The sequence below is a fragment of the Kitasatospora azatica KCTC 9699 genome, assembly GCF_000744785.1.
GTDB lineage: Bacteria > Actinomycetota > Actinomycetes > Streptomycetales > Streptomycetaceae > Kitasatospora > Kitasatospora azatica.
Window position 1 is genome coordinate 942,204 of the sequence record NZ_JQMO01000002.1, and the last position, 24,418, is coordinate 966,621.

Here is a 24,418-nt window from a genome sequence, read left to right on the forward strand (position 1 = left end):
TCGACCCCGTGCCGGTCAGCATCACCGCCGTGCAGAGCACCGACCTGTTCGTCGGCACCGAGGAGGCTCCGCGCCAGGTGCTCCGGGTGACCCTGGACGGTCCGCCGTCCCGGATCACCGTCACCGGTCCCGGCGTCCACGGCGAGGCGACCGGCACGGGGGCGGTCGACGTCCCGCTCGCTCTCACCGTCCCGGCCGAGCCCGGCACTTCACTCCCGGTCACCGTCACCGCCGGGAGCGGCCGAGCCGCCGGGACCCTGGTCGTGGCCGAACCCGGCTGGACCATGTACCTGGTCTCGCACTTCCACTACGACCCCGTCTGGTGGAACACCCAGGCCGCCTACACCTCCCCCTGGGAACTGCTCTCCGGCGACGCCACCACCCGGCCGCTGTGGGAGCGCAACGGCTTCGCGCTGGTCGACGCGCACCTCGACCTGGCCCTGCGCGACCCCGACTACGCCTTCGTGCTGGCGGAGATCGACTACCTGAAGCCGTACTTCGACCAGCACCCCGAACGCCGCGCCGACCTGTGCCGACTGCTCGCCGAGGGCCGGGTGGAGCTGGTCGGCGGCACCTACAACGAGCCCAACACCAACCTCACCGGCGCCGAGACCACCATCCGCAACCTGGTCTACGGCATCGGCTACCAGCGCGACATCCTCGGCGGCGACCCGCAGACCGCCTGGCAGCTCGACGTGTTCGGTCACGACCCGCAGTTCCCCGGCCACCTGGCCGCCGCCGGACTGACCGGCAGCGCCTGGGCCCGCGGCCCGTTCCACCAGTGGGGCCCGATCCAGAAGAACTTCCGGGCGGCCAAAGAGGACGCCACGGTCATGCAGTTCCCCAGCGAGTTCGAGTGGCTCTCGCCGTCCGGACGCGGCGTGCTCACCCACTACATGCCGCACCACTACTCGGCCGGCTGGTGGATGGACTCCTCCCCCGACCTGGCCGCCGCCGAACAGGCCGTCTACGAGCTGTACCGCAAGCTCAAGCCGGTCGGCGCCACCAGGAACCTGCTGCTGCCGGTCGGCACCGACTACACCCCACCCAACAAGTGGGTGACCGAGATCCACCGCTCCTGGGCGGCGAAGTACCTCTGGCCGCGGTTCGTCTGCGGCACCCCGCGTGACTTCCTCGACGCGGTGCGGGCGGAGTTGACCGCGAGCGGTCGCCGGCCCAGCCCGCAGACCCGGGACATGAACCCGGTCTACACCGGCAAGGACGTCTCCTACATCGACACCAAGCAGGCCCAACGAGCAGGCGAGGTAGCGGCGTTGGACGCGGAGAAGCTCGCCACCCTGGCCGCGCTGCAGGGGCTCGGCCGGTACCCGCAGGCCGCCCTGGACAAGGCCTGGCGCCACCTCGCCTACGGCGCCCACCATGACGCGATCACCGGCTCGGAGTCCGACCAGGTCTACCTGGACCTGCTGGGCGGCTGGCGGGAGGCGCACGATCTGGCCGCCGAGGTGCGGGACCGTTCGCTGGACGCGCTGGTGGGCCGGATCGACACCCGTGGGTCCGGGTGCGCAGTGGTGATCACCAACACGCTGTCCTTCACGCGCTCGGGAGTGGTGACCGTGCGGCTGCCCGAGGACTGTCCGGCGCAGGTGCGGGTGCTGGACGACAGTGGGGCGCCGGTGGCCTGTGCGGTGGAGCGCGGGGTGCTGCTTTTCCACGCGGCGGACGTGCCGGCGCTGGGGTGGCGTACCTGGCGCCTGGTTGACGGCCCGTCAGAGGCACTGTGGTGCGATGCCGTTGGCCTTCTGGCCGAGAACCAGCGGTACCGGGTGACCGCCTCGCCGCGCCAGGGCGGTGGGCTGGTCAGCGTCTACGACAAGCTGCACGGACGAGAGTTGATCCGCGCCGGGCGGGTCGGCAACGAGCTGCGGGTGTACCAGGAGTACCCCCAGCACCCGGACTTCGGCGAGGGCCCGTGGCACCTGCTCCCGAAGGGACCGGTCACGGGCGCTGCTGAAAGCGAGGCCACGGTGCGCCGGGAGACCGGCCCGCTGGGTGAGCGCTTGCTCATCAGCGGCACCGTCGACGGCATCGCCTACCAGCAGACCGTGACGCTCTGGCACGACGTCGACCGGCTGGACTGCCGGACCAGGATCGTCGACCACACCTCGGCCGACCGCCTGGTGCGGGTCCGCTTCCCGCTCGACCTGCCCGGCACGCTGCCCGTGAGCGAGGTCGCCGACGCCGTGGTGGGCCGTGGCTTCGCACTGCCCGACGTGGACGTCGCCGAGGCCCCGTGGACGCTCGACAACCCGGCGAACACCTGGTTCGGGCTCGGCTCCACGGCCCGGGTCACCCTCACCGACCCTGACGGTGCCGCGATCGGCGAGCGGGCGCTCGGCGTCGCCGAGGTGATCGTGCCCGATCCGGACCGTGCCGCCGACGCCCGTCAACTGGTGGTCGCACTGGCCCGGGTGGGCGTGACAGCCACCACCGCGAGTGCCGACCGGGCCCGGTACGGCTGGCTGGACGTGGACTCCAACCTGCCGGACTTCCGCATGGTCCTCGGCGGGTCCGAGGCCAACGAGGCCGCCCGCGAGGTGCTGGAGCGAGCCGACGCCGAATACGCGACCGTACTGGCGGCACACGGACGGGTCTGGGTGCCGGCCGAGAAGCCGCTGACCGAGGTCTGGCAGCCGAACGCCGACCTGCGAGACCTGCGCGCCCTCCCGGTCCTGGTGGTGCGCGATGTCGAGGACTTGACGGCAGACCTCGCGGACGCGCGGATCACCGCCGTCTGCCCGGGAGCCGTGCCCGCCTCGGAACTGCTCACCGACCACACGGCCGCGCTGCTCACCTGCGGACTGCCGGGCTTCGCCGTCGACCCGACCGGCGCACTGCACCTGTCGCTGCTGCGTTCCTGCACCGGGTGGCCCTCCGGGGTGTGGATCGACCCGCCGCGCCGGACCGCCCCGGACGGGTCCTCCTTCCAACTGCAGCACTGGACCCATGAGTTCAGCTACGCCCTGGTGTCCGGCGCGGGCGACTGGCGGGACCTGCAACTCCCTTCCCAGGGGCAGGAGTTCAATCACCCGCTCTACCCGAGGGTGGTCGAGGCGCGCGCCGGAACGCTGCCCGCGAGGCAGGAGTGGCTGCGCGTCGAGCCGGAGCGGGAGGTGCGGCTGAGCGCACTGAAGCCGACCGGCAACCCGATCGCCCACGGCTCGGCCGAGCAGTCGGACCCGGCGCGCTCCGTGACGGTACGGCTGGTGGAGGCGACCGGGTTGGGCCGAACGGCGCAGCTCTCGGGCGCTCTGACGCTCAGTCAGATGTGCACGAGCGACCTGCTGGAACGACCCGGGACGGCGCTGGGCGAGCCACTTGCGCTGGGCGGCAGCGAGATCGTCACGCTGACCGCCGCGCCGGACACGGCCGTCGCCGACGCGCTTGGACCTCGCGAACCGCTCGGCCCCGTCGCCGAGTTCGCGCAACCCGTACACGCGCGGTACTGGCTGCACAACCGGGGGCCCGCGCCAATGGGCTACCTGCCGGTGTCGGTCGGGGTCAGCCCCGGTCTGCTGACCACCGACGGCGCGCCCGTGGAGGTGTCCGCCGTGCTCGCCTCGCAGTTGCGGGACGCGGCGGTGGAGGGGACCGCCGAGGTGCTCCCACCCGAGGGCTGGCAGGCGAGCCTGCGGCGCCGCCCGTACCGACTGGAGCCGGGCGGCCACCTGCGCTTCCCGGTCACCGTCACGCCCGCCCCCGACGCGGCGCCCGGGCTGTACTTCCTCGCCGTGCGCACCGAGCACGACGGGCAGCGGGTGGAGGACGTGGCGACCATCGCGGTGGGCGAGCTGCCCGCACTACTGCCCGTTGCGGGCGAGCTCCCCGAGGGCTGGACCCAGGCCCAGGGCACCAGGGCGGACACCGGGCGGGACACCGGCCTCTCCGTTGACGTCGCCTCAACTTCCCTTTCCCTGACCCCTGGTGCTTCTTCTCAACTCACCCTCCTGCTCCACAACCGCACCCGAGGTGAGATCCGAGGCGAGCTACAGCTCGTCTCCCCGTGGGGCAGCTGGGAGTGGATCGACACACCAGTACGCGGAGTTGTCATCGCTCCCGGCGAGCACCTCACCGTCAGCTTCGAGGTCACCCCGCCGCCGGACGCCGAACCCGGCACCGCGTGGGCGGTGGCCAAGGTGATGTGGTTCGGCCGCTGCCAGTACGCGCCGACGGTCGAACTGGGGGTGATGGCGCCGTGACCCTGCTCGGCCTACTCGACGGACGCCCCCTCTCCCGCGCCCCGCTGGACCACCGCCTCGCCGCCCTCCGAACCGGCCCCCGCGCCTCGGCGCTACCCGCCCCCGGCAGCCCCGAGGACCGCCAACTCACCCGCTGGGTGGCCCAAGTCCTCCTCACCGAGGAGCTGTGCGCAGCCGAGGCCGCCGCCCGGGGACTGGATCTCGACGCTGTCTCCACGGCTCACCTCGACCAGCGTGCGGCCGTGGAGCTCGGCTCCATCACGGCAGCCGCCTACGAGGGCAGCGCAGCAGTCCGCGCGGTCTTCGAGGCCGTCACGGCCCAGGTCACCGTCTCCCCCGACGAAGTCACCAGCTACCTGGCGGCCACCACTGCCACCACCACCGAACGCTGGCACATCACCACCCCCGACGGCGAGTTCGAGGCGACCCCGGACACCCTGCCCACCGCCCTGGCCGCTCTCCTGCGCACCACCCCGACCGCAATCGCCGGCTGGACCGCCACCCGCCTCCCCGACCACCCCACCCCCGACCCCACCCCCGACCCCACCCCCCACCTCCTCGCCTGCGCCCGCCGCCTGGCCTTCACCCGCTGGCTGGAGCACGCCCGCGCCACCCGCCTCACCCTCGTCCCCGGTCTGGAACACCCCGGCGACCCGGCCCAACCGGACAACCACCACCGCCACTAGACCGGTCTAGGAAAGACGGCCTGGCAGAGCGAGTCGATTCCGCAACAGCAGCAGTACGTCGACCTGTCGGTCGTCGACCGGTCCACCTGTGAGGCCCAGTACAAGGACATCAACCCGCTCGCCAAGACCATGGTGTGCGCGGGCGGGAACGGCACCGGCGTGTGCAACGGCGACAGCGGCGGCCCGCTGGTGCGGGACCAGGGCGGCATCCCCGTGGAGGTGGAAGTGGTGTCCTGGAGCGTCAAGTGCGGCGAGCTGAACCTCGGCACCGCTACCGCAGCAGCCCTCACCATCTGGCTCCGCACATGATCGACCGGACGGAACCTAGGACCTGAAGCGACGGTGAGTCAGCTCCTTGGTGGTACTGGTTTCACCATCGGACCGGGTCCTGGGCGCATGGCACGCACTGGTCGTGGTGCTCTAGGTTCGAGCCGTGATGATTTCTCCCGGGCTGCGGCGCTCGGTCCTTCGGACGCGGCGGGACGCCGGTTTCCTGGCTGCCGGTGTCCTGCCGCACCTGGGGCTGATCCCGGTGTGGAGCTGGGGCGTGGCGACCACTGCCAGGACCGGGAACTGGCCGCTCGCGCTGCCCACCTCGGTCGCCGTGATCCTGCTCGGTGTGCCGGTGCTGACGGCTGTTCAGCGGGCCCGGCACCGGGCGCTGCTCGGCGTGGTCCTCCCCCGGCCGACGCCCGCGCCGGAGCAGCAGCGGTCGTGGGCAGCGGCCGCCCGTTGGCTCCGCGCACCGCGCACCTGGGGGCAGCTCGGCTACCACCTCCTGCTGGGCCCGGTCCTGGCGGTGTCGGAACTGCTGGTGCTCATGGCGCTGCCCGTGGGCCTGGCGGGCGCCACCTGCTCCGCCTGGGCGTGGGAGCTGCCGGTGGAGGTGCGCGAGGAGTGGTTCGGCGACACGACGCAACTGCCGTGCTACACGCTGGGCGGACTCGTCCTGCTCTGCGCCATACCGTGGGCGGCGGGGGCCGCGGCCCGCGGCGAGTCGCGTGCGGCGATGGCTCTGCTCGGGCCCAGCTCGGCCCAGCAACTCCGCGAGCGGGTCGACGAGTTGGACCAGAGCCGCACCGGCCTGATCGAAGCCGTCGACGCCGAGCGTCGCCGCATCGAGCGCGATCTGCACGACGGCACCCAGCAGCGGTTGGTCTCGCTCGCGGTCAACCTGGGCCTGGCGATGGCCACCCAGCCCGACCTGCCGGCCGGAGCCCGCGAAGCGCTCGCCGGGGCACACCTGGAGGCCAAGCAGGCGATCGAGGAACTCAACGACCTGGTACGGGGCTTGCATCCGGCCGTGCTCGAAGACCGGGGCCTGGACGCGGCGCTGTCCGGCCTGGCCGCCCGGGCGCCCCTGCCGGTGCGCCTGCGGGTCGACCTGGAGCAGCGGGCGGCGCCCGCCGTGGAGTCGGTCGCGTACTTCGTGGTCTCGGAGGCGCTGACCAACGTGACCAAGCACGCCCGCGCGACGCGTGCCGAAGTGACCGTCCGGCGGGTCGGTAAGGTGCTGCGGGTGAACATCACCGACGACGGGCTGGGCGGGGCCGACGCCTGCGCCGGCACGGGACTGAGCGGGCTGGCCAAGCGGGTCGGCTCCATCGACGGCACCCTGCAGGTCAGCAGTCCCATCGGCGGACCGACCACAGTGACGGCGGAGTTGCCGTGCGAGCGGTGATCGCCGAGGACTCGGTGCTGTTGCGGGTCGGCCTGGTCAAGGTGCTGGAGATGGGCGGGTTCCAGGTCGCCACCGAAGCCGGGGACGGCGAGGCACTGTTGGCGGCGGTGGCGGAGCACCGGCCCGAACTCGCGCTGGTCGACGTCCGGATGCCGCCGGGGTTCACCGACGAGGGGGTGCGCGCCGCGGTGGAGATCCGTCGGCGCTGGCCGGGGACGGCGGTGGTGCTGCTGTCGCAGTACGTGGAGGAGCGGTACGCGGCCGAGCTGCTCTCCACCAACACCGGCGGCGTCGGCTACCTGCTCAAGCAACGCGTCGCCGATGTCGCGGAGTTCGTGGCGGCGGTGCGGCGGGTGGCGGAAGGCGGCACGGCACTGGATCCGCAGGTCGTCTCACAGCTCCTGCTGCGCCGCGACCTCGACCTCGACCCACTGAAACGGCTCACCCCGCGCGAACGCGACGTCCTCGGCGTCATGGCCGAAGGCCGCTCCAACGCCGGCATCGCGCAGGCACTGGTGGTCAGCGAGAGCGCGGTGGCCAAGCACATCAACAACATCTTCGCCAAACTCGACCTCCCCACCGCCGACGCGGACCACCGCCGCGTCCTCGCGGTGCTGAGGTTCCTGGCGGCGTCAGGAACGTGACCGGCCGTCCCCGGGCCTGACGGGCTCCCGTCCAACCTGCCCGGGCCGGCCTGCTCTGGGCTTGTTCGTCAATCTCCTCGGAACCTCGGGACTCCACGTCTCCGCTACCATCACCACGACTGTCGCACACCAGATCGAAGCGTGCGGCCGGCGACCACGGTGGGGGACCCGTTGTCACCACTGCATGAGGCCGACGAGCACTCGACCGCCGGGCCCGCGCAGGTCACCTCGCTCGGCTCCCCCGACTGGAACGGCCAGGCTTAGGTCCGACTCCCCGACTGGATGCGCCAGGCGGCAGCGGCCTAGATGATCGGCGGCCGACCCAGCCGGGTCATGGTCCACACGGTGCGCCAGCGCATCGGCTTGCGCCGGCCGCACGGTGTGCGCCAGCCCTCGGCGAAGCCCGCGAACCAGGCCTTCAGCCCGGCCGCATCCCGGGTCCGGGCGACGGTGAGCGCCATCCACACCCCGAGGTAGACCGGCACCAGCAGCGCGGGGAGGTGACGGCGCGCCAGGTAGACCCGGTTGCGGGCGTTCACCCGGTAGAAGAAGGAGTGCCGGGTCGGGCTGGTGCGCGGGTGTTGGAGCAGCAACTCGGGGACGTACAGCACCCGCCAGCCGGCGTCCAGCGCCCGCCAAGCCATGTCGGTCTCCTCGTGCGCGAAGAAGAAGGCGTCCGGCCAGTCCCCGACCTGCTCCAGCATCTTCGAGGACAGTGCGTGGCCGCCGCCGAGGAAGCTGGTCACCTCACCGCCGCGCATCGGGTCGCCGGCCCGCAGCCTGGGGACGTGGCGCCGCTGGGTGAGGCCGGTCTCGTCGGCGATCCGGAAGCTCACGATGCCCAGCTGCGGGTCGGCCTCGTACAGGGCGGTGATCCGGGCGAGGACGTCGTCCGCGACCAGCAGGCCGTCGTCGTCCAGGTCGATCACCACGTCCACGTCGCGCAGGTGCTCCAGCGCGGCGTTCCGCCCGCCGGTCACCCCGAGGTTGTCCGCCAGCTCGACACTCTCCGCCCAGGCGGGCAGTTCCGGCAGCGCGCACCCGTTGCCGACCACCACGACCTTCGCGGCCTTGACCGTCTGCATCTCCACCGAGGCCAGCAGCTCAGCCAGCTCCTTCGGCCGCGTGCCCATGGTCAGCACCGCCACGCCCAGCTTGACGCCCACCGAACCTCTTCCCTTCGAGGAACCAGAGATGACCTCACGAACGCCGGATCACAGCACCGCGTCGCTCAGAGAACTCGCCGAGAACCGGAGCCTTCCCGCCCATCAGGTCATGGACCAGGACACACTCGCCTGGATCGCCAGGAACCGGCCCGAAGCCTCAGCAACGCCACCCACCCTGCCACATCCGCCGCTCATGCTGGTACCGGACGTCACCTGGTTCGCGCAGCCCCAACTGATCGATTCCAAGGGGCTCAGATCCGCGCAGGCGATCTCCTGAAGAGAGACCAGCTACCCGGTCGTGCGCCTGCGCGCCAGGTCCCTGCCCTCCTGCGGCAGTGCGTCGGCGACGAGCAGTCGTGGCAGCAGGTCCGGTTCGAGTGTCATCGCGCGGAAGACCAGCGCTACGGTCACGTCGTGGTCCGGCCGGTGCACGATCTCGACGGGGTCGGCAGCACGGATGTCTCCTGGGGCGATCACGCGCAGATAGGCACCCGGCACTGCGGCCTGGGTGAACCGCTTGATCCAGCCCTCCCGCCCGAGCCATCCCTGAAACGTCCCGCACGGGATCCGCGAGCACGACACCTCCAGAACCACGTCCGGCCCGATGCGCCAACGCTCGCCGATCAGGGCGCCGTTGACGTCCAGGCCGAGGGTCGTGAGGTTCTCCCCGAAGACGCCGTTGGCAAGTGGCCGGCCCAGCTCGCGCTCCCACCGGTCGAGGTCCTCGCGGGCGTAGGCGTAGACGGCCTGGTCGGATCCGCCGTGGTGCTGCACGTCGTAGACGCGGTCGCCGGCGAGACCGACTGCGCCGGTGCCCTTGGGACCGGGAGCGGTCACGGCGACCGGGCCGTCAACTGGCCGCTTGTCGATGCCCGTCGCGCGGAGGCCCTTCCACGGGTTGGGCCGAGGCTTGCCGATGTTGACGGAAAGCAGGTTCATCCCAACGACGGTACGGTCCTCTGCACGCCGGGGCGACCCATTTCCTCGCCACCCCTTGGAATCCAGGGAACCGGGAGGCGTTCTACCGGCGGACCGCCGAGATCAGTCCGCCGGGCCGCTCCTCGCGCTGCGGCGGGGTGCTGATCGGGCGGCCGTAGGCGGCAGCGCGCTCGCGCAGGGTGTGGCTGCCGGCCTCCCAGCCGTGCCCGGCCAGCCAACCCACCGGGTCGTCGGGCATCTCCGAGACCCACATGGACGCCGCCGATCCCGGCGCCGCGTCGGCGCCGAAGCGCTCGATCACGCCGCGCGAGCCCAACGTCAGCCCCATCCGACTGCCTGCCGCCGACCGTGCGCTGATCCGGGCGAGCAGCAGCTCCACCGCGTCCTCGGGCAGATAGATCAGCAGTCCTTCGGCGATCCACACGGTCGGCACCGTCGGGTCGTGCCCTGCGGCGGTCAGCGCGCCCGGCCAGTCCTCACGCAGATCCACCGCGACGGTGATCCGCTCGCAGCGTGCGACGGCCCGCTCCTGGCGCAGCACCGAGGCCTTGAAGTCCAGTGGCACGGTGGTGTCGACCTCGAACAGCCGGGTGCCTTCGGGCCAGTCCATCCGGAAGGCCCGGCTGTCCATGCCGGCGCCGAGCAGCACGACCTGCCTGATCCCGGACGCGCAGGCCTGCTGCAACAGGTCGTCGAGGAACTTCGTCCTGATGACGATGGAGAACGACACGGCCAGCCGGCGGCCTCGCGCGGCCTCCTCCTCGTCCTCGGCCTCGGGCAGCGGCGGCGAGGAGGGCCACAGGCCGCCGGCGGTGGCGAAGGCCCGGGCCAGTGGGTCGTGGAACAGTGCGTTCTCCCGCTCGGTCTCCAGCGCCCGCACCTTGGCCACCCCCACCGCCGTGGCCCACACTCCCGACGGCTGCACCCGCTCCTGCTCATCAGTCACCGCGCCAGCCTAGACGATTGACTCCTAGGGGGCCCGATGAGTGGAGCCAGATTCATCCGCAGCCGGCCCGGCCATGCCCGCACTGACCACCTACCCAGGGTTGCTGGTGCCACGAAGTGCCACGAGATGCCAAGAGGCGCCACGACTGCTGACGGTCTGCACCACGCGGCTGCTGCCAGTCGTCGTTGGCATAGCATCCTGTCGACTCTCGGATGTCGGGAGCCGACGGGTTGTCACAAGGGGGCAGTGGTGCAGCGGATCGGGCTCTACTACCCCTACGTCCACTTCCGCGACGAGGAGTGGATCAAGGCTGCCGCCCTCTACTGGCCGCGCCTGGCCCGGGTGGTGCCCCCGGGTTTCCCGATTTCCGATCCACGCCTGATCAAAGTGCTGCGCAGCGAGCTGGACTTCGTAGTCGACGTCGATCCGCGCGAAGCGGCCGAAGCCGTCGCGCCGGCGTTCCTCAAGGTCGTCGAGGACCACGGGGTCGAACTGGAGCGGCGGTTCCCGGCCAGGTCGTACGCCCGCGAGCTGCTGAACTCGTATGCGCCCACCACGACGGGCAGTTACGTACCGGTGGCCGCCGGCGAGCCGAGCAACGATGAAGACCATCTCGCTCGGCCGCCCCATCTTCGTCTGCTCGTCGGACTGCACCGACACGAGGTCGACCCCCGGTTGCGCGATGCGCTGATGGATGCGGGCCTTGCGGTGGAAACGCCTTCCTCGGACCTGTCGAGCTCGCCGTTCGTGCGGTGGTTCGCAACCGACCCCATCGTGGCCTGGGTCTACAAGTGCGCGCTCACCGAGGAACTCGCCCGCCGAACCCGGTTCACGCCGACCACTGACCAAGTGGCCGCCCACACCGCTGCGGAGGTCTGGGACGTCGATCGGATCACCGCGGCCCTGCTGGGACAGCCGCCTCGACCGGCAGAGCCTGATTCGGCGGCGCGCCTCGGGCTCATGGCCGTGCAGTGCGTCCTGCCTGACGGCCTGCGCACGGTGCCGGTAGAGAAGATCATCAGACTGCGCCGGGACTACCATGCGGAGTTCAACGCCTTCACCGCTGCCGCCGAGAGGGCCGCGGAAGACCTGCGGGAGCAGACCGCGGGCATCGAGGACCGCCATGCGTTCGAGCAATACCTCCGACTGAAGTTCGAGGAGAGCCTCGCCCTCCCCCTGGAGGACCTGCGCAAGGCAATGAGCGGGCTCAACCTCAGGACCTTCTACAGCGCCGTGAACTACAAGTTCGAGCTTCCGGCTCTCGTCGGTGCGGCCAGCGGCTGGGCCGGCAACGTCCCCGTCGCGCTGGGGAGCATCGCCGTCGCTGGAGCGACGCTGCGTCAGGCCACAACCGAGGCGCGCAGTGCCAAGCTCGCCGACTCTCCCGTCGGCTACCTGCTCAGGGTGGAGCGGGACTTGAAGCCGGCAACGCTCGTGAGCCGAGTCGCTCGAACGCTCGCCAGGGCTGCGGGCACCGGCATCTGAGCTGCTGCTGCTCGGCCGGGACAGGCGCGAGGGCCCCGACATCCGGGCGGTTCCCGACGTCCTCTCCGTGGACGACGGCGCCGTACTCACGAACGCTCCGCCGCGAGCAGCCGCTACCGGATCTGGCCGACCGCCCACTCGGCCCACTCCCGGCGCATCGCGTTGAACCGCAGGCCGTACTCCAGGGTGATCCTGCCGTAGGCGGAGAGGTTGTCGTCGCTCCAGTCGATGGACTCGTCCAGTCGGCGCAGGCCTTCGTACTCCTGCGCGGACATCTCGATCAGCTCGGTGAGATATCCCCTCGCCTGCTCGGGTGTGAGCACGCCGAGGAAGAACACCCTCAGCAGGAGCTCGCTGCGGGTGTTCCGCTGCGGCTTGGTCTCGGTCAGCCAGTGCCGCAGTTCGGCCAGCCCGGCTTCGGTGAGGGTGTACTCCTTGCGGCCGCGCGGGCCCTCGGCCGTGACGCTGATCATGCCGGAATCGGCGAGCTTGGTCAGTTCTGTGTAGATCTGGCTCTGCGTGGCGGGCCAGACGTTGGCCAGCGAAGTGTCGAAGCTCTTGAGCAGGTCGTATCCGCTGGCCGGGTGTTCGGTCAGGAGTCCGAGGAGGGCGTGTCGAAGGCTCATGGCGACACTCTACCTTCCAGTCTTGACATGTCACTAGTGCAGCTTCTAGCTTCGACATGTCAGAACAGGAATGTCGAGCGAGCGGAGAGCTCCGATGTCGTACCTGCGCACCTTCCTCCCGTGGATCGTCTTCGCGGCGCTCCCGTCCGGCCAGTGGCAGTGGGCCGCGCTGGCCGGTCTGGTGGTGGCGTTGGCGGTGACCGCCCAGCAGCGCGCGGCCGGGGTCGGCTTCGACGCGTTGATCATCGAGCTGGGCTCTGCGGTCTTCTTCGCGGCCCTGACGGCGATCGCCTTCGCCGACCCGCACTCGGGCGTGCACGACTACTCGGCGGCCCTGGCCTCGGCCACTCTGGCGGCCATCGCCGGGATCTCGCTCCTCATCGGCAAGCCGTTCACCCTGGGCATCGCCAAGCGCAGCACGCCCCGCGAGTTCTGGGGGCTCAAGCCGTTCATCCGGGCCAACGTCGTCATCACCGCCGTGTGGACCGCGGCCTTCGCGGTGACGGCCGCCGTGCTCGCGGTCATCGCCCACGCCGGCAACGCCCACTCGACGTCCGCCCTGCTCGTCCAGGTCGCCGGGTTCGCCGTCCCGATGGTGTTCACGATCCGCTACGTCGCCGCCTCGAAGGCCAAGGCCGGCCGGTGAACAGGCCGGCCGACCGAGGCCGTTCGCTACGACCTGCGAACCGGGGCCCCGCAATCCTCAGTGGCCGGCGCTCCAGAATGCGCACTGGTGGGCGCGGCCGAAGTCGGTCGGGGCTATGCCTGCCGCGGTGAGCGAGAGTACGTCTCGGCCGCACGCCCCAGGGCGTACGTCCGTGACGAACCGAGGGCGACCGGAACCGGCTACCCGGTGGGGTGGGGGTAGCTCGGGGACCGGTGCTGGAAGGCCAGCACGGCCGGGTTCTGGATGACGCCTTCGCGGATCTCGATGGCGCGCCGGATGGTCTCGTCGGACTCCCAACTGCGAGGGCCGTCGAGGACCGCGCGCAGGTGCGGGATCAGCGCCTCGCTGTTCTCCCAGGTGGCGGAGTTCCACAGGTAGGAGGGGCTGTGGTCCACGCCGTAGTAGTGCACGTTGTCGCCGACGGTGAACATCGGCTCGGTGAAGGTGGTCGGCCGTGCCCAACTGAATCCCATGCCCTCGTCGCAGGACACGTCGATGACGAGGGTGCCCGGCGCCAGCGTGTCGAGGTCCTCGTCGATCAGGAAGGTCAGCGGGGACCCGGTGTCCTGCAGCACGCAGTTGACGATGATGTCGTGTCCGGAGAGGAACTCCGCCACCGGCACCCGGCCTTCCTCGGTGAGCGCGTGGCTGCGGCGGGGGTCGGCGGAACCGTCCACCTCGTCGTGGTCGAACTGGACGATCCGAGCGGAGTGGATCGGTGAGCTGACTGCGGTGACGCCACGCGCGGTGAGCACGTCGACGTTGTGCACGCCCAGCGAGTTCAGTGCCGTCACGGCTCCTCGGGCGGTTGCACCGAAGCCGATCACGACCGCGCGCAACCGTCGGCCGTAGTCACCGGTCGATCCCCGCAGTTGCATGGCGTGCAGGACCGAGGAGTACCCGGCCAGTTCGTTGTTCTTGTGGAAGACGTGCAGGTTGAACGAGCCGTCGCTGGTCCAGTGGTTCATCGCCTCGAAGGCGATCAGCGTCAGCCGACGGTCGATGGCCGTCTGGGTGACCCTCGCGTCCTGGACGCAGTGCGGCCAGCCCCACAGGACCTGCTCCTCACGCAACTCGGCGACGTCCGCCGCCGTTGGCTTGGCCAGCAGGACGATGTCGCACTGTGCAATGAGCTCCGCCCGTGAGAGCAACCCGGCTACGAGGGGGGCGAGTTGCTCGTCGGAGACACCGAAGCGCTCTCCGTAGCCCTGCTCAAGGTGGATGCGTCCGCGGAGGTCGAGGTCGATCCGCTCGAAGTGCGCGGGATGGATCGGCAGTCTGTGCTCGTTTTCCTTGCGTGACTGCGCCATGATTCCGAGCCTGAGTTGGTGCAAAGTGCCCCTTTGGTTACCTCAGGTGTAGCACGCCGCACCTAATCCCCAGCCGATTCCGCCGCCGCCCCGCTCTCCTGCACCGGGCCGCTACTGCGCCCAGGCCAGGACGCGGGTGCCCTCGGTGCCGGGCACGGAGACCAGCCCGTCCGAGCGCATGGATCGAAGCCGCGCTGATTCCGGAAGCCGACTACCTCGGCACCCTCCTCTTCACCGCGCTGGGCAGCAGCGCGCCGGTAAGCTCGGGAAACAGCGCGCCGGCTGCCTCGGGCGAGGCAGCCGGCTGAGGTCAGCGGGGCCGGAGCAGCGGAACTGACGTCACGTCAGCGCGACGGCTTCACCAGCAGCAGCTCCGTGTTGTGGTCCAGCGGTGTGCCGAGCTTCGCGCCCGGGGTGGCGTAGGGGTCGTTGAAGGAGAGCTCGCGGTAGAGGGAGGCGAGGCCGGCGTCCGAGGTGTCGGTGAAGTCGGTGGCGTAGGGGGCTGCGGACTCGATCAGGGTGGTGAAGAGGGAGACCGTGCCGTCGCCGTTGTCGGTGAGCTCGATGATCCGGGCGTGCTGCGGGAAGTCGATGTGGGAGGCGGTGTTGATCTCCCAGAAGGCGCGCTCGGGGACGGCGTGGCCGTGTGCGGTGATCTTGTTCTCGTGGCTGTGCCCGTTTACCCAGGCGACCACGTTCGGGTAGCGCTGTAGCAGGGCGACCAGCTCGTTGCCGTCGTGGCGGCGCTCGAAGAAGTGGCGCGGGTCCTGCAGCAGGTTGCCCATGGTGGTGCTGGTGTGGTGGCTGAAGATGACGATCAGGTCGCCGCCCGAACCGCCGCGCACGGCATGGCCGTTGGTGTCGTACCAGTGGCCGCTGTGCGCCTTGAGCTGCTGCTCGAGCCAGCTCAGCTGGGCGGTGCCGATCGAGCCGTCGGCGAAGCCGGCCGCGTTGGTGGTGTCCAGGCTGATGCCGAGCACGCCGTCGGCGATCCGGAAGGTGTAGTAGAGGTTGCCGCTGGCCGCGGCGTCGGAGCTGAAGCCGTGGCCGTAGGGGCCCGCGCCGGTGTGCGCGGGGTTGAGGTGGGCCTGCGCGAACTCCTTGGTGGTGAACGGCTGGCGGCGGCCGTCGGGGGTGATCTCGCGCACCGCGTTGCCGTCGGCGAGCAGTCGGCCGAGCTGGAGGACGGCGGCAGCGGGGTTGGTCTTCAGCAGGTCGGCCAGCTTGGCCGCGTCCGCGTCGTTGCAGCCCTCGAGCTTGCGGTCGCCGGTGTAGATGGAGTTGAGCAGGCCGAGGTCGGGCAGGGTGCCCTCGATGCTGTCGTCGTGGTTGCCGACCGTGGTGTACCAGGGCGTCTTCAGGCCGGGGGCGCTGAAGGTGCGGCCGGCGCCGGCGAGGTAGCCGGGGACCTGCGGGAAGCCGGCCTGCTTGTAGGTGTCCCGGAAGGAGCTCTCGGGGTTCCAGTAGCCGGTGCTGCCGGAGTTCTGCACGCCCTCGTAGCGGTTCGGGTCACCGCTGTTCGGGGTCACCTGGCCGCCGCTCATCACCGTGAGGTACCAGTCGAGTTCGAGCTTCTCGTGGTTGTCGGTGTTGTCGCCGGTGGCCATCACCAGGCTGAACGGCAGGCCGGTGTACGGGCCGGCGGCCAGCGCGTTGACGCGTTCCACCAGCGCGGAGGCGCCGCGCGCGGTGAGCGCCTCCTGCGGGCGGTGGGCGGCGTCGTTCCAGCGGGCCAGGTACTCGAAGCGCAGCGGCGACTCGGAGTCGCACAGGTGCAGGTCGGTGAACTGGACGAAGCTGGCGAGCCCGGTGCGGCGGTCGTCGCGGGCCGGGTCGGCGGCGGCGAGTTCGCCGCGCACCACCAGCGGCCAGCCGGGCCCGGAGAGCAGTCGGCGGTACCCGGTGCCGGCGGCGGGGGTGGCGACCTGCTCCAGCGTGGTGCCGGTGACCTTGACCGCGCGGGCGGCGGTGGTGGCGAGGGCGAGCTCGCGCTGGGTCGCCCAGGCGGTGCCGCCCAGCACCGAGAGAGTGGCTCCGGCGGACATACCGCCGAGGAAGACGCGTCGACTCACAGACATGGGGGATCCCCTCCTGACGCTCCGGCAGGGACCCAGTTGGCCCGGCTCGGTGGCCGGACCCGCCGACTCCCCGCCGACGCCAGGCCGAGGGAGCACGTTACCGACTGGTAGGCGGTCTGCACAGCGTGGCGACAGGAAACAGTGAGCCAACGTCAGGCGGCGCGGGGAGGCCGTTGCCGACCTCCCCGCGCCGTCTGGACTGGTGCCGGGGGCTCAGGCCTCCTCGTCCTCCCGGTAGACGCAGAGCGCCCAGATGACGAAGACGTCCAGTGCGATCACCACGAGGTTCCACAGCGGGTAGTACGGCAGCCAGAGGAAGGCGCCGATCGCGCTGATCGCGGTGAGCAGGATGCCCACGATCCGCGCCCAGGCGGCGCCCGTCAGCACGCCGAAGCCGGCCACCGCCACCAAGGCGCCGAGCACGATGTGGATCCAGCCCCAGCTGGTGACGGAGAAGCGGAAGACATAGCGCGGCGTGCTGACGATCAGCTGGTCCTTGGCGACTGCGACGATGCCCTGGAACACATCGAGCAACCCGTTGATCAGCATCATCACACCGGCGAACAGCACCAGCCCGGTGACCAGGCCGGTGTTGCGCGATCGGGTCGGGGTGGACATGACGGCCTCCCTGGGTGAGGTGGGTTCTGGCCTTGCGGACGGTCAGGCGAGCAGCTTGGTCTTCGCCCGCTGGAACTCCTCCTCGGTCAGCGCGCCGCTGGCCTTGAGCTCGCTGAGCTTCTTGAGTTCCTCGGCCTGGCCGCCGCCGCCCTCGGTGGTTCCGGCCGACTCGCGGATGTACTGCTTCATGGCCGCGTCGGCCTGCTTGACCTGCTCCTGGTCGCGTTCGGCCATCGACTTGCCACGGAAGATCACGTAGAGCAGCACGCCGAGCAGCGGCAGCAGGATGACCAGGACGATCCAGCCTGCCTTGGCCCAGCCGCTGAGGCTGTGGTCTCGGAAGAGGTCGGTCAGGACCTTGAAGAGCAGGAAGAACCAGAGGATCCAGAGGAAGAACTCCAGCATGGTCCAGAAGAGGTTGAGCAGGGGGTAATTGTTCACCGTTCACTCCCGCGGATCTGCTTGTCCAGGCAAACAAGCATCTAAAACAGACATACCATCACAAATGCCGCACTGCCTCAGGGAGAGCCCAAGCGGGTGGGCAGCGGAGCGGTAGGGCGGGAGAGGTAGGGAGCGGTAGGGAGCGGTAGGGGCGGACAGCAGAGGGGAGTCTCTGAGAGGGTGTCAGTCGTCGCGAAGAGGAGAATCCCCGTGGTCACGGAAGCCCACCTCGTCCCCGAGCCCTCCCCCGAGCCGGAGCCCGAGCCCGCTCCCGAGCTCGTCACCGCCCCCGTCACCGCCCCCGTCACCGCCCCCGTCCCCGAGCTGGATGCCGCCGCCGTCGAGCGGTGGCGCGCGAGCTCGGCCGAACTGGTCGACCTGCTGGCCCAGGCGCGGGCCGGTCTCGGCGGCATCGCCGCGTTCCGCCTCGGGCCGCGCCCGACCGTCCTGGTCACCGACCCGCGCGCGGTCCAGCATGTGCTGGCCCAGCACCCGGACCGGTACGTGAAGCGCTCGCACCGCGCCCGGATCCTGGTCGGCGACGGGGTGCTAGCCGCCACCGGCGAGGCCTGGAAGCGGCAGCGCCGACTGCTGCAGTCACAGTTCACCGGCACCGGGATGCGCCGGTACGAGCAGCGGATCGGCGCCGCCGCCCGGGTCACCGCCGAGCGCTGGGCCGGCTTCGCCCGCAGCGGTGCGGTCTTCGACCTCGGCGAGGAGATGCGCCGCTTCGCGCTGGACACCATCTGGCGTTCCCTCACCGGCCACCCGCTCGACGCCGCCACCGAGCAGGAGCTGACCGCCGTCGGCACCGTGGTGGCCGCGCTGCCCACCCTGCCCGCCGACGCCGTCGACGCCGAGCGGGCCGTCGCCGCCGACCTCGCCAGGATCGACGCCGTGGCCCGGCACGCCATCGAGGCCGCCCGGCGCGGACCGGCCGGCCCCGAAGGTCCCGGCCTGCTGCACGTCCTGCTCGACGCCTCCGCCGAGCGCCCCGAGTACACCGACCGGCTGATCCGCGACGAGCTGGTCACCCTGCTGGTCGCCGGGCACGAGACCACCGCGACCACCCTGACCTGGCTCTACCTGCTCCTCGACCGCCATCCCGAGGCCCGCACGCAGGCGCTCGCGGCCGGTGGCGAGGGCTCATCGGAACGCGCGGCGGCCATCGCGGCGCTGGTCAGCGAGACCCTGCGGCTGTACCCGTCGGCCTGGCTGCTCCCCCGCTGGACCGCCGAGGTGGACACGCTGCTCGGCCACCGGATCGAGGCGGACACCGACCTGCTGGTCTGTCCGTACCTGACGCACCGTGATGCCGAGCTGTGGCCGGACCCCGAGCGCTTCGACCCGCGGCGCTTCACCACGCCGGGCGGGCGCCCCAACCATCCGGGCGCCTACCTGCCGTTCGGAATCGGTGCCCGCGCCTGCCTCGGCCTGCAGTTCGCGCTGCGCGAGATGGGCATTCTGCTGGAATGCCTGCTGCCGACCCACACCGTCACCTTCCGTTCCACTCCCGGCAAGGCCGCGTACAGCATCACCGTCCGCCCCGACGGCCCGACGCCGGCCACACTCACCTGGGCGTAGCGGACGGATTCCCATCTCGTACGATCGGTCCATGCGCTACATCATCATTGGGGCGGGTGCCGTCGGCGGCACGATTGGTGGGCGGCTCTTCCAGCACGGGCACGAGGTGGTGCTGGTCGCGCGTGGTGCGCATCTGGCGGCGCTGTGCGCGGGCGGGCTGCGGCTCGCCACCCCGCAGGGCGAGTACACGTTGGGCGTTCCAGTGGTCGGCGGTCCCGAGGAGCTCGGCGAACTGCGGGCCGACGACGTCCTGGTGCTCGCCGTGAAGTCGCAGGACACCGCGGGTGTACTGGGCGACTGGGCGCTGTGCCCGGTGGCCGGCGGGGGCGTGGCGGCGGACCGGCTGCCGGTGGTCTGCGCGCAGAACGGGGTGGAGAACGAGCGGGTCGCGCAGCGCATCTTCCGTACCGTGTACGGGATGTGCGTCTGGCTGCCGGCCACCCATCTGGAGCCCGGCCGGGTGGTCGCGCACACCGCGCCGCTGAGCGGCATCCTGACCTTGGGGCGCTACCCGGGCGGCCCGTTGGGGCGCTACCACCCGGGCGGCTGCGACCTGACGGTGAAGCAGATCGGCGAGGACCTGTCGCAGAGCCTGTTCGACGCCCCGGTGGTCGAGGACGTGATGCGCTGGAAGTACGGCAAGCTCCTCAACAACCTGGCCAACGCCCTCGATGCGCTGCTGGGCCGGGAGGAGTTGCTCTCCGCCGAGGACCTCTGGCGCGGGGTGCGCGCCGAGGGCGAACTGGTCCTGGAGGCCGCCGGGATCGCGTACAGCACCGAGGACGAGCGGGCCGCCGTGCAGCGCGACCGGATGGACGTCCAGCCGATCGCCGGCGTCGCGCGGGCGGGAGGCTCCAGCTGGCAGAGCCTGGCCCGGGCCACCGGCTCGATCGAGGCCGACCAGTTGAACGGCGAGATCGCCCTGCTGGGCCGCGTGCACGGGGTGCCGACACCGTTGAACGACCTGCTGCAGCGACTCGTCGTCCGGTTCGCGTACGAGCGGCGAGCCCCCGGCAGCATGACGGCCGATCAGCTGCGGGCACTGCGCACACAGTAATCGTTCCCGGTCAGGGAGTTGCCGGGCGCGAAGCCGGCCGGAAGCCGCCCCCTCGGGCTTTCTGACGTTCCGTCAGTTGGCTAGGCTTCCGCCGGTTTCGAAGACATGATCGATGGCCGCCACTATGCTCGGCGGAACATCCTGTCAGGTACGCGCCCCATGGAGGTCTTCCCGCAGCGGCTGACGCACACCGCCACCTCCTCCGCCCGCCCCTCCCCGGACCCCCAAGGCGCACCATGACCGCTCACCAGCACGGCCTGATCCACCTCCCGCAGACCGCCGGAGGACCGGCCCGGTGAGAATCACCCGCAAACTCGCGCTGCTCGCCACCGTGCCGCTGATCGCGGTCCTCGCCTTCGCGACGCTCGCCCTGCGCACCACCGCCGGCCAGGCCTTCGGCGCCGCCCAGCTGCGCTCACTGGTGGCCCTGAGCGGACAGTCCGGCGACCTGATGTACCAGCTTCAGCGCGAACGCACGTGCGCCGCAGCCCTGTTGGCGGGCGAGGCGAATCCCGACCGGACCAACGCCTACCTGCAGCAGACTCGCGCCACCGACGCCAGCCTCGGGGAGTACCGGCGGCTGCGCGTGCGGGTGCACACGCCCGTGGGCGACACCCGGGAACTCCTCGCCCAGGTGGACCAGGGCCTGGCGGACCTGCCCGCGCTGCGCAAGCAGGTCCAGTCGGGCCCGAGCGCCGCGCTGTCCGCGACCACCTTCCAGTACCGGGTCCTGGTCGCCGAACTGCTGGCCTACCGGGGCGATGTGGCCGAGGCCGGGCGCGCCGCCGCCGACCTCGCCGACCGGATCAACAGCGCCGTGGCACTCGCGCGGGCCGAGGAGGCGGTGAGCCAGCAGGAGGTCGCGGTGCTGCGCTCGCAGGCCTCCGGCACGCTCAACCCGGCCGCGCAGCAGGCGATCACCGCCACCCGGACCGGATACACCGATGCGGTCCTGGAGTTCGCCCGGACCGCACCGCCCGAGTGGCAGACCTGGCTCGACCGGTCGCTGGCCGGTCCGGAGGTCATCGCGGCCGGCCGGCTCGAGGACGCCGTCGCCCGCGCCACGGTGGGCAAGCCGCTGCCGCTGGAAGCCAGTTGGACGTCCGTGATGGACGACCGGACCGACCGGCTGCAGCGCGTCGAGCGGCAGGTCGACGACTCGGTGCTGGCGAGTGTGACCCACTACCGGGACACCCAGCGCTGGTGGGCCCTGGGCGAGAGCCTGGCGGTGCTGTTCGCGGTGGTTTCGGTGATCGTGCTGGCGCTGCGACTCGGTCGGCCGATGATCCGGGAGTTGCGCAGGCTGCGCGACGCCGCGCACGCGGTCGCCCACGAGCGGCTGCCGGCCGCCGTCGCCGCGCTGTCCACCGGCGGCGCGCTCGGCGGGTCGACGCCCGAGGAGTTCGCGGCCGCGGCGGGCGACCCGATCAAGGTCCGGGGCCGGGACGAGATCGCCGAGGTCGGCACCGCCTTCAACACCGTCAGCCGGGAGGCAGTGCGGATCGCCGCCGAGCAGGCGGCCATGCGCGACCGGGTCGGCACCGTCTTCGTCGGCCTGGCCCGCCGGGCCGAGCGGCTGACCGGTGCGCTGGTCGGGGCACTTGACGCGGCCGAGCGGGACGAGCACGACCCCGAGCGGCTGGCCCGGCTGTTCGCCCTCGACCACCTGGCCAGCCGGATGCGGCGCAACAACCACAGCCTGCTGGTCCTCGGCGGCGAGGCGACAGCCCGGGTGCGGTCCACCGACGCGCCGATGGAGGACGTGCTGCGGGCGGCGGCCGGCCAGATCGAGCGCTACACCAGGGTCGAGGTCGGGGCCACCGACCAGGGTGTGCTGATCCAGGGCCGGGCCGTGGACCATCTGGTGCACCTGTTCGCCGAGTTGCTCGACAACGCGACCGCCTACTCCAAGCCCGAGACCCGGGTGACCGCCGAGGCCCGGCTGTTGACCGACCGGGTGGTGGTACAGGTCTGCGACCAGGGCCTCGGGCTGGCCGACGGGCAATGGGAGTCCCTCAACGCCAAGTTGGCCGCACCGCCGCCGGCCGAGCTGGCCACGGTCCGCGCGATGGGACTGACCGTGGTGGGCCACCTCGCCTCCTGGTACGACATCCGGGTCGAGCTGCGGCCACGTCCCGGCGGCGGCACCATCGCCGAAGTCACCCTGCCCGCCTCGGTGTTCAGCGTGGCCGAGGCAGTCGGGGCAGTCGATCCGGCCATGGACCGGGCGCCCGCCGAGCCGCCTACGCCCGCTGGGCCGAGCCCGGCACCGGCGCCCGAGGCCGTCCCGGCGACCGCCGGCACCACCGTGACCGGCCTGCCGGTGCGGCGGCGGCCGGCGCAGCCCACCGCCGAGCCCGCACCCGTGCACGCGCCGGCGTCGAGCGCCCCGGACTCCCCCGAGCCCGGCAGCCACCCCGCCTCGCACGGCCTGGAGCGCCGCGACCCGGCCCAGATCTCGGCCTCGATGGCCGCCTACGCCCGCGGCATCGGCGCCAGCCGCGCCGGGCGCGCCGCCCCCAAGCCCCTGCTCGCCGATCCGAACCAGAAGGAAGACGCATGACCTCGCCCTCGACGCACGATCTCGACTGGCTGCTGAACGACTTCGCGGCCCGGGTACCGGAGATCACCCACGCGGTGGCGGTCTCGGCCGACGGACTGCTGATCGCGGCCACCCGCGAGGTCGACACGGAGCACGCGGACCAGCTCGCCGCGATCGCCTCGGGGCTGGTCAGCCTACTGGCCGGCGCAGCACGGCTGTTGACGGCCGAACCGGTGATCAGCAACCTCACCGAGCTGCAGGGCGGCTTCCTGTTCTCGATGGCCGTCAGCAGCGGAGCCTCGCTGCTGGTGCTGGCCTCCAAGGCCTGCGACATCGGCCAGGTCTCCTTCGAGATGGCCGAGTTGATCAATCAGGTCGGCCCGCAGCTCACCCCCGCGGCTCGCGCCAAGCTGCTCGACGCCACCTCCTGACGAATCGTCAGTTCCCTTCACAGCACAGCACGGTCCCAGGCACGGCCTTAGGCACGGTCACTCTCTCCCCAGGAGCACACAATGTCTGCGATCCACGGACGCCGCGCGACCGGCGTCCCGCTTCTCCTCACGGCCGCCCTGCTGCTCGCCACCGGCTGCACCGGCGGCCACAGCGCCGGCGACTCGGCCAAGGCCGGCCAGAGCACGGTGAAGATCGGACTGCTGGCCTCGCTCTCCGGGACCTACAAGGCCGTTGGCACCGACCTGCAGGACGGCTTCCAGCTGTACCTGGACACCCACGACGGCAAGCTCGGCGGTCACCCGGTCGACCTGGTGACCGCCGACGAGGGCGACGGCGCGCCGACCGCGTTGCCCGCCGCCACCAAGCTGGTCAAGCAGGACAAGGTGCTCGCCGTCACCGGCGTGGTCGGCGCGGGTTCGGTCGCCGCGATCTCGCCGCTGCTGACCGAGGCCAGGATCCCACTGGTGAGCTCCAACGGCCGCCCGGTGATCAAGGATGTCAGCCGGCAGTGGAGCACCAGCTTCATGTCGGACGAGCCGGGCGCCGCGATCGCCCAGTACGTGCACGACACGGTGGCCGGCCCGGTGTACGCGATCGGCCCCGACTACCAGGGCGGCTGGGACGAACTGCGCGGCTTCACCGACGCGTTCACCAAGGCGGGCGGCCAACTGGCCAACCCGGACGGCAAGGCGAGCTTCACGCCGTTCCCCGCCACCACCGACTTCACGCCCTACTTCAACAAGATCAAGAACTCCAAGGCCAAGGCGGTGTACTGCTTCTACGCCGGCGGCGCGGCGGTCGACTTCGTCAAGCAGTACGCCCAGTCCGACCTGGCCGGAACGCCGCTGTACGCAGCCGGCTTCCTCACCGAGGGCGGCGTGCTGAACGCCCAGGGCGACGCCGCCAAGGGGATCCACTCGGCCCTCAACTACGCCCCGGACCTGGACAACGCGGCCAACCGGGCGTTCGTCTCGGCCTGGCAGGCCAAACACCAGTCCACCCCCACCACCTACGCGATGGCCTCCTACGACGCCGCCGCCGTGCTCGACAAGGCGATCGCCGCTGCGGGCGACAAGCTCGACCCGGAGACGCTGAACACCGCGATCGCCGGCCTCGGCCAGATCGACAGCCCCCGCGGTACCTGGCAGTTCGGCAGGAACTCGCACTCCCCGGTGCAGAAGTGGTACCTGCGCGAGGTCAAGAGCGACGGCCGCGCCTTGTCCAACCAGATGGTCCAGGACCTGGCCACCATCGGCGGCTGACGATCCGTCAGAC

20 protein-coding genes and 1 pseudogene are annotated in these 24,418 nt (G+C 71.3%); 13 read left to right on the forward strand and 8 right to left on the reverse strand.

Features of this window, described 5'->3' with window-relative positions; translation table 11 throughout:
• Positions 1–8: 8 nt before the first annotated feature.
• The 5 genes and pseudogenes from BR98_RS04455 to BR98_RS04475 all read left to right on the forward strand — a co-directional run bounded on the left by BR98_RS04455 (position 9) and on the right by BR98_RS04475 (position 7,231).
• On the forward strand, positions 9–4,220 hold the full coding sequence (locus BR98_RS04455) for a glycoside hydrolase family 38 N-terminal domain-containing protein (protein WP_035840298.1): 4,212 nt from the start codon (positions 9–11) through the stop codon (positions 4,218–4,220).
• Positions 4,217–4,906 (forward strand): DUF7158 domain-containing protein, encoded by a 690-nt coding sequence (locus BR98_RS04460; protein WP_035840300.1) that lies wholly within the window; start codon positions 4,217–4,219, stop codon positions 4,904–4,906. The genes BR98_RS04455 and BR98_RS04460 overlap by 4 nt, the downstream gene beginning before the upstream one ends.
• Before the next feature lie 15 nt (positions 4,907–4,921).
• Positions 4,922–5,215 (forward strand): annotated as a pseudogene (locus tag BR98_RS04465) (trypsin-like serine protease); the annotation flags it as partial.
• Between the two features lie 127 nt (positions 5,216–5,342).
• A complete protein-coding gene (locus BR98_RS04470; RefSeq protein ID WP_051969297.1) occupies positions 5,343–6,587 on the forward strand; it encodes a sensor histidine kinase in 1,245 nt (414 codons plus the stop codon).
• A complete protein-coding gene (locus tag BR98_RS04475) occupies positions 6,575–7,231 on the forward strand; it encodes a response regulator transcription factor (protein WP_035840305.1) in 657 nt (218 codons plus the stop codon). The genes BR98_RS04470 and BR98_RS04475 overlap by 13 nt, the downstream gene beginning before the upstream one ends.
• A gap of 302 nt (positions 7,232–7,533) precedes the next feature.
• On the opposite strand, the gene BR98_RS04480 is transcribed toward BR98_RS04475, so the two are convergent.
• Positions 7,534–8,364 carry a glycosyltransferase family 2 protein gene (locus BR98_RS04480; protein WP_051969595.1) on the reverse strand — a complete coding sequence of 277 codons (831 nt, stop codon included), beginning with the start codon at positions 8,362–8,364 and terminating at the stop codon, positions 7,534–7,536.
• A 61-nt stretch (positions 8,365–8,425) separates the two neighbouring features.
• On the opposite strand from BR98_RS04480, the gene BR98_RS04485 reads away from it, so the two are divergent.
• On the forward strand, positions 8,426–8,674 hold the full coding sequence (locus tag BR98_RS04485; RefSeq protein ID WP_035840314.1) for a hypothetical protein: 249 nt from the start codon (positions 8,426–8,428) through the stop codon (positions 8,672–8,674).
• An 11-nt stretch (positions 8,675–8,685) separates the two neighbouring features.
• Here the strand turns inward: BR98_RS04485 and BR98_RS04490 are convergent, their stop codons facing one another.
• Complete coding sequence (locus BR98_RS04490) at positions 8,686–9,336, reverse strand: MOSC domain-containing protein (protein WP_035840316.1); 651 nt, start codon at positions 9,334–9,336, stop codon at positions 8,686–8,688.
• An 82-nt stretch (positions 9,337–9,418) separates the two neighbouring features.
• A complete protein-coding gene (locus BR98_RS04495; RefSeq protein ID WP_157537392.1) occupies positions 9,419–10,282 on the reverse strand; it encodes a class I SAM-dependent methyltransferase in 864 nt (287 codons plus the stop codon).
• A gap of 249 nt (positions 10,283–10,531) precedes the next feature.
• On the opposite strand from BR98_RS04495, the gene BR98_RS04500 reads away from it, so the two are divergent.
• The gene (locus BR98_RS04500) at positions 10,532–11,767 is read left to right on the forward strand and encodes a DUF6236 family protein (RefSeq protein ID WP_157537394.1); all 1,236 of its coding nucleotides are present in this window, start codon (positions 10,532–10,534) and stop codon (positions 11,765–11,767) included.
• A gap of 113 nt (positions 11,768–11,880) precedes the next feature.
• On the opposite strand, the gene BR98_RS04505 is transcribed toward BR98_RS04500, so the two are convergent.
• On the reverse strand, positions 11,881–12,393 hold the full coding sequence (locus BR98_RS04505) for a PadR family transcriptional regulator (RefSeq protein WP_035840322.1): 513 nt from the start codon (positions 12,391–12,393) through the stop codon (positions 11,881–11,883).
• A gap of 94 nt (positions 12,394–12,487) precedes the next feature.
• Here BR98_RS04505 and BR98_RS04510 point away from each other — a divergent pair, with 94 nt between their 5' ends.
• Entirely contained in the window at positions 12,488–13,039 is a 552-nt protein-coding gene (locus BR98_RS04510; protein ID WP_035840324.1) for a hypothetical protein, read from the forward strand.
• Positions 13,040–13,239: 200 nt separating this feature from the next.
• Here the strand turns inward: BR98_RS04510 and BR98_RS04515 are convergent, their stop codons facing one another.
• From BR98_RS04515 to BR98_RS04530, 4 genes are all read right to left on the reverse strand, one after another.
• The gene (locus BR98_RS04515) at positions 13,240–14,394 is read right to left on the reverse strand and encodes a N(5)-(carboxyethyl)ornithine synthase (RefSeq protein ID WP_035840326.1); all 1,155 of its coding nucleotides are present in this window, start codon (positions 14,392–14,394) and stop codon (positions 13,240–13,242) included.
• A 320-nt stretch (positions 14,395–14,714) separates the two neighbouring features.
• Complete coding sequence (locus tag BR98_RS04520; protein ID WP_035840328.1) at positions 14,715–16,448, reverse strand: TIGR03767 family metallophosphoesterase; 1,734 nt, start codon at positions 16,446–16,448, stop codon at positions 14,715–14,717.
• A gap of 213 nt (positions 16,449–16,661) precedes the next feature.
• Complete coding sequence (locus tag BR98_RS04525) at positions 16,662–17,066, reverse strand: DUF7144 family membrane protein (protein WP_035840331.1); 405 nt, start codon at positions 17,064–17,066, stop codon at positions 16,662–16,664.
• Positions 17,067–17,108: 42 nt separating this feature from the next.
• Positions 17,109–17,507: an SHOCT domain-containing protein gene (locus BR98_RS04530; protein ID WP_035840334.1), complete on the reverse strand. Its 399-nt coding sequence runs from the start codon at positions 17,505–17,507 to the stop codon at positions 17,109–17,111.
• Positions 17,508–17,831: 324 nt separating this feature from the next.
• Here BR98_RS04530 and BR98_RS04535 point away from each other — a divergent pair, with 324 nt between their 5' ends.
• From BR98_RS04535 to BR98_RS04555, 5 genes are all read left to right on the forward strand, one after another.
• On the forward strand, positions 17,832–19,091 hold the full coding sequence (locus BR98_RS04535; protein ID WP_035842930.1) for a cytochrome P450: 1,260 nt from the start codon (positions 17,832–17,834) through the stop codon (positions 19,089–19,091).
• A gap of 31 nt (positions 19,092–19,122) precedes the next feature.
• On the forward strand, positions 19,123–20,148 hold the full coding sequence (locus BR98_RS04540; protein WP_035840337.1) for a ketopantoate reductase family protein: 1,026 nt from the start codon (positions 19,123–19,125) through the stop codon (positions 20,146–20,148).
• Positions 20,149–20,443: 295 nt separating this feature from the next.
• Positions 20,444–22,711, forward strand: coding sequence for a sensor histidine kinase (locus BR98_RS04545; RefSeq protein WP_051969298.1), 2,268 nt, complete (start codon positions 20,444–20,446; stop codon positions 22,709–22,711).
• Positions 22,708–23,121 carry a roadblock/LC7 domain-containing protein gene (locus BR98_RS04550; RefSeq protein WP_035840340.1) on the forward strand — a complete coding sequence of 138 codons (414 nt, stop codon included), beginning with the start codon at positions 22,708–22,710 and terminating at the stop codon, positions 23,119–23,121. Before BR98_RS04545 ends, BR98_RS04550 begins: the two co-directional genes overlap by 4 nt.
• Positions 23,122–23,202: 81 nt before the next feature.
• Entirely contained in the window at positions 23,203–24,405 is a 1,203-nt protein-coding gene (locus tag BR98_RS04555) for an ABC transporter substrate-binding protein (RefSeq protein ID WP_051969299.1), read from the forward strand.
• Positions 24,406–24,418: the final 13 nt, after the last annotated feature.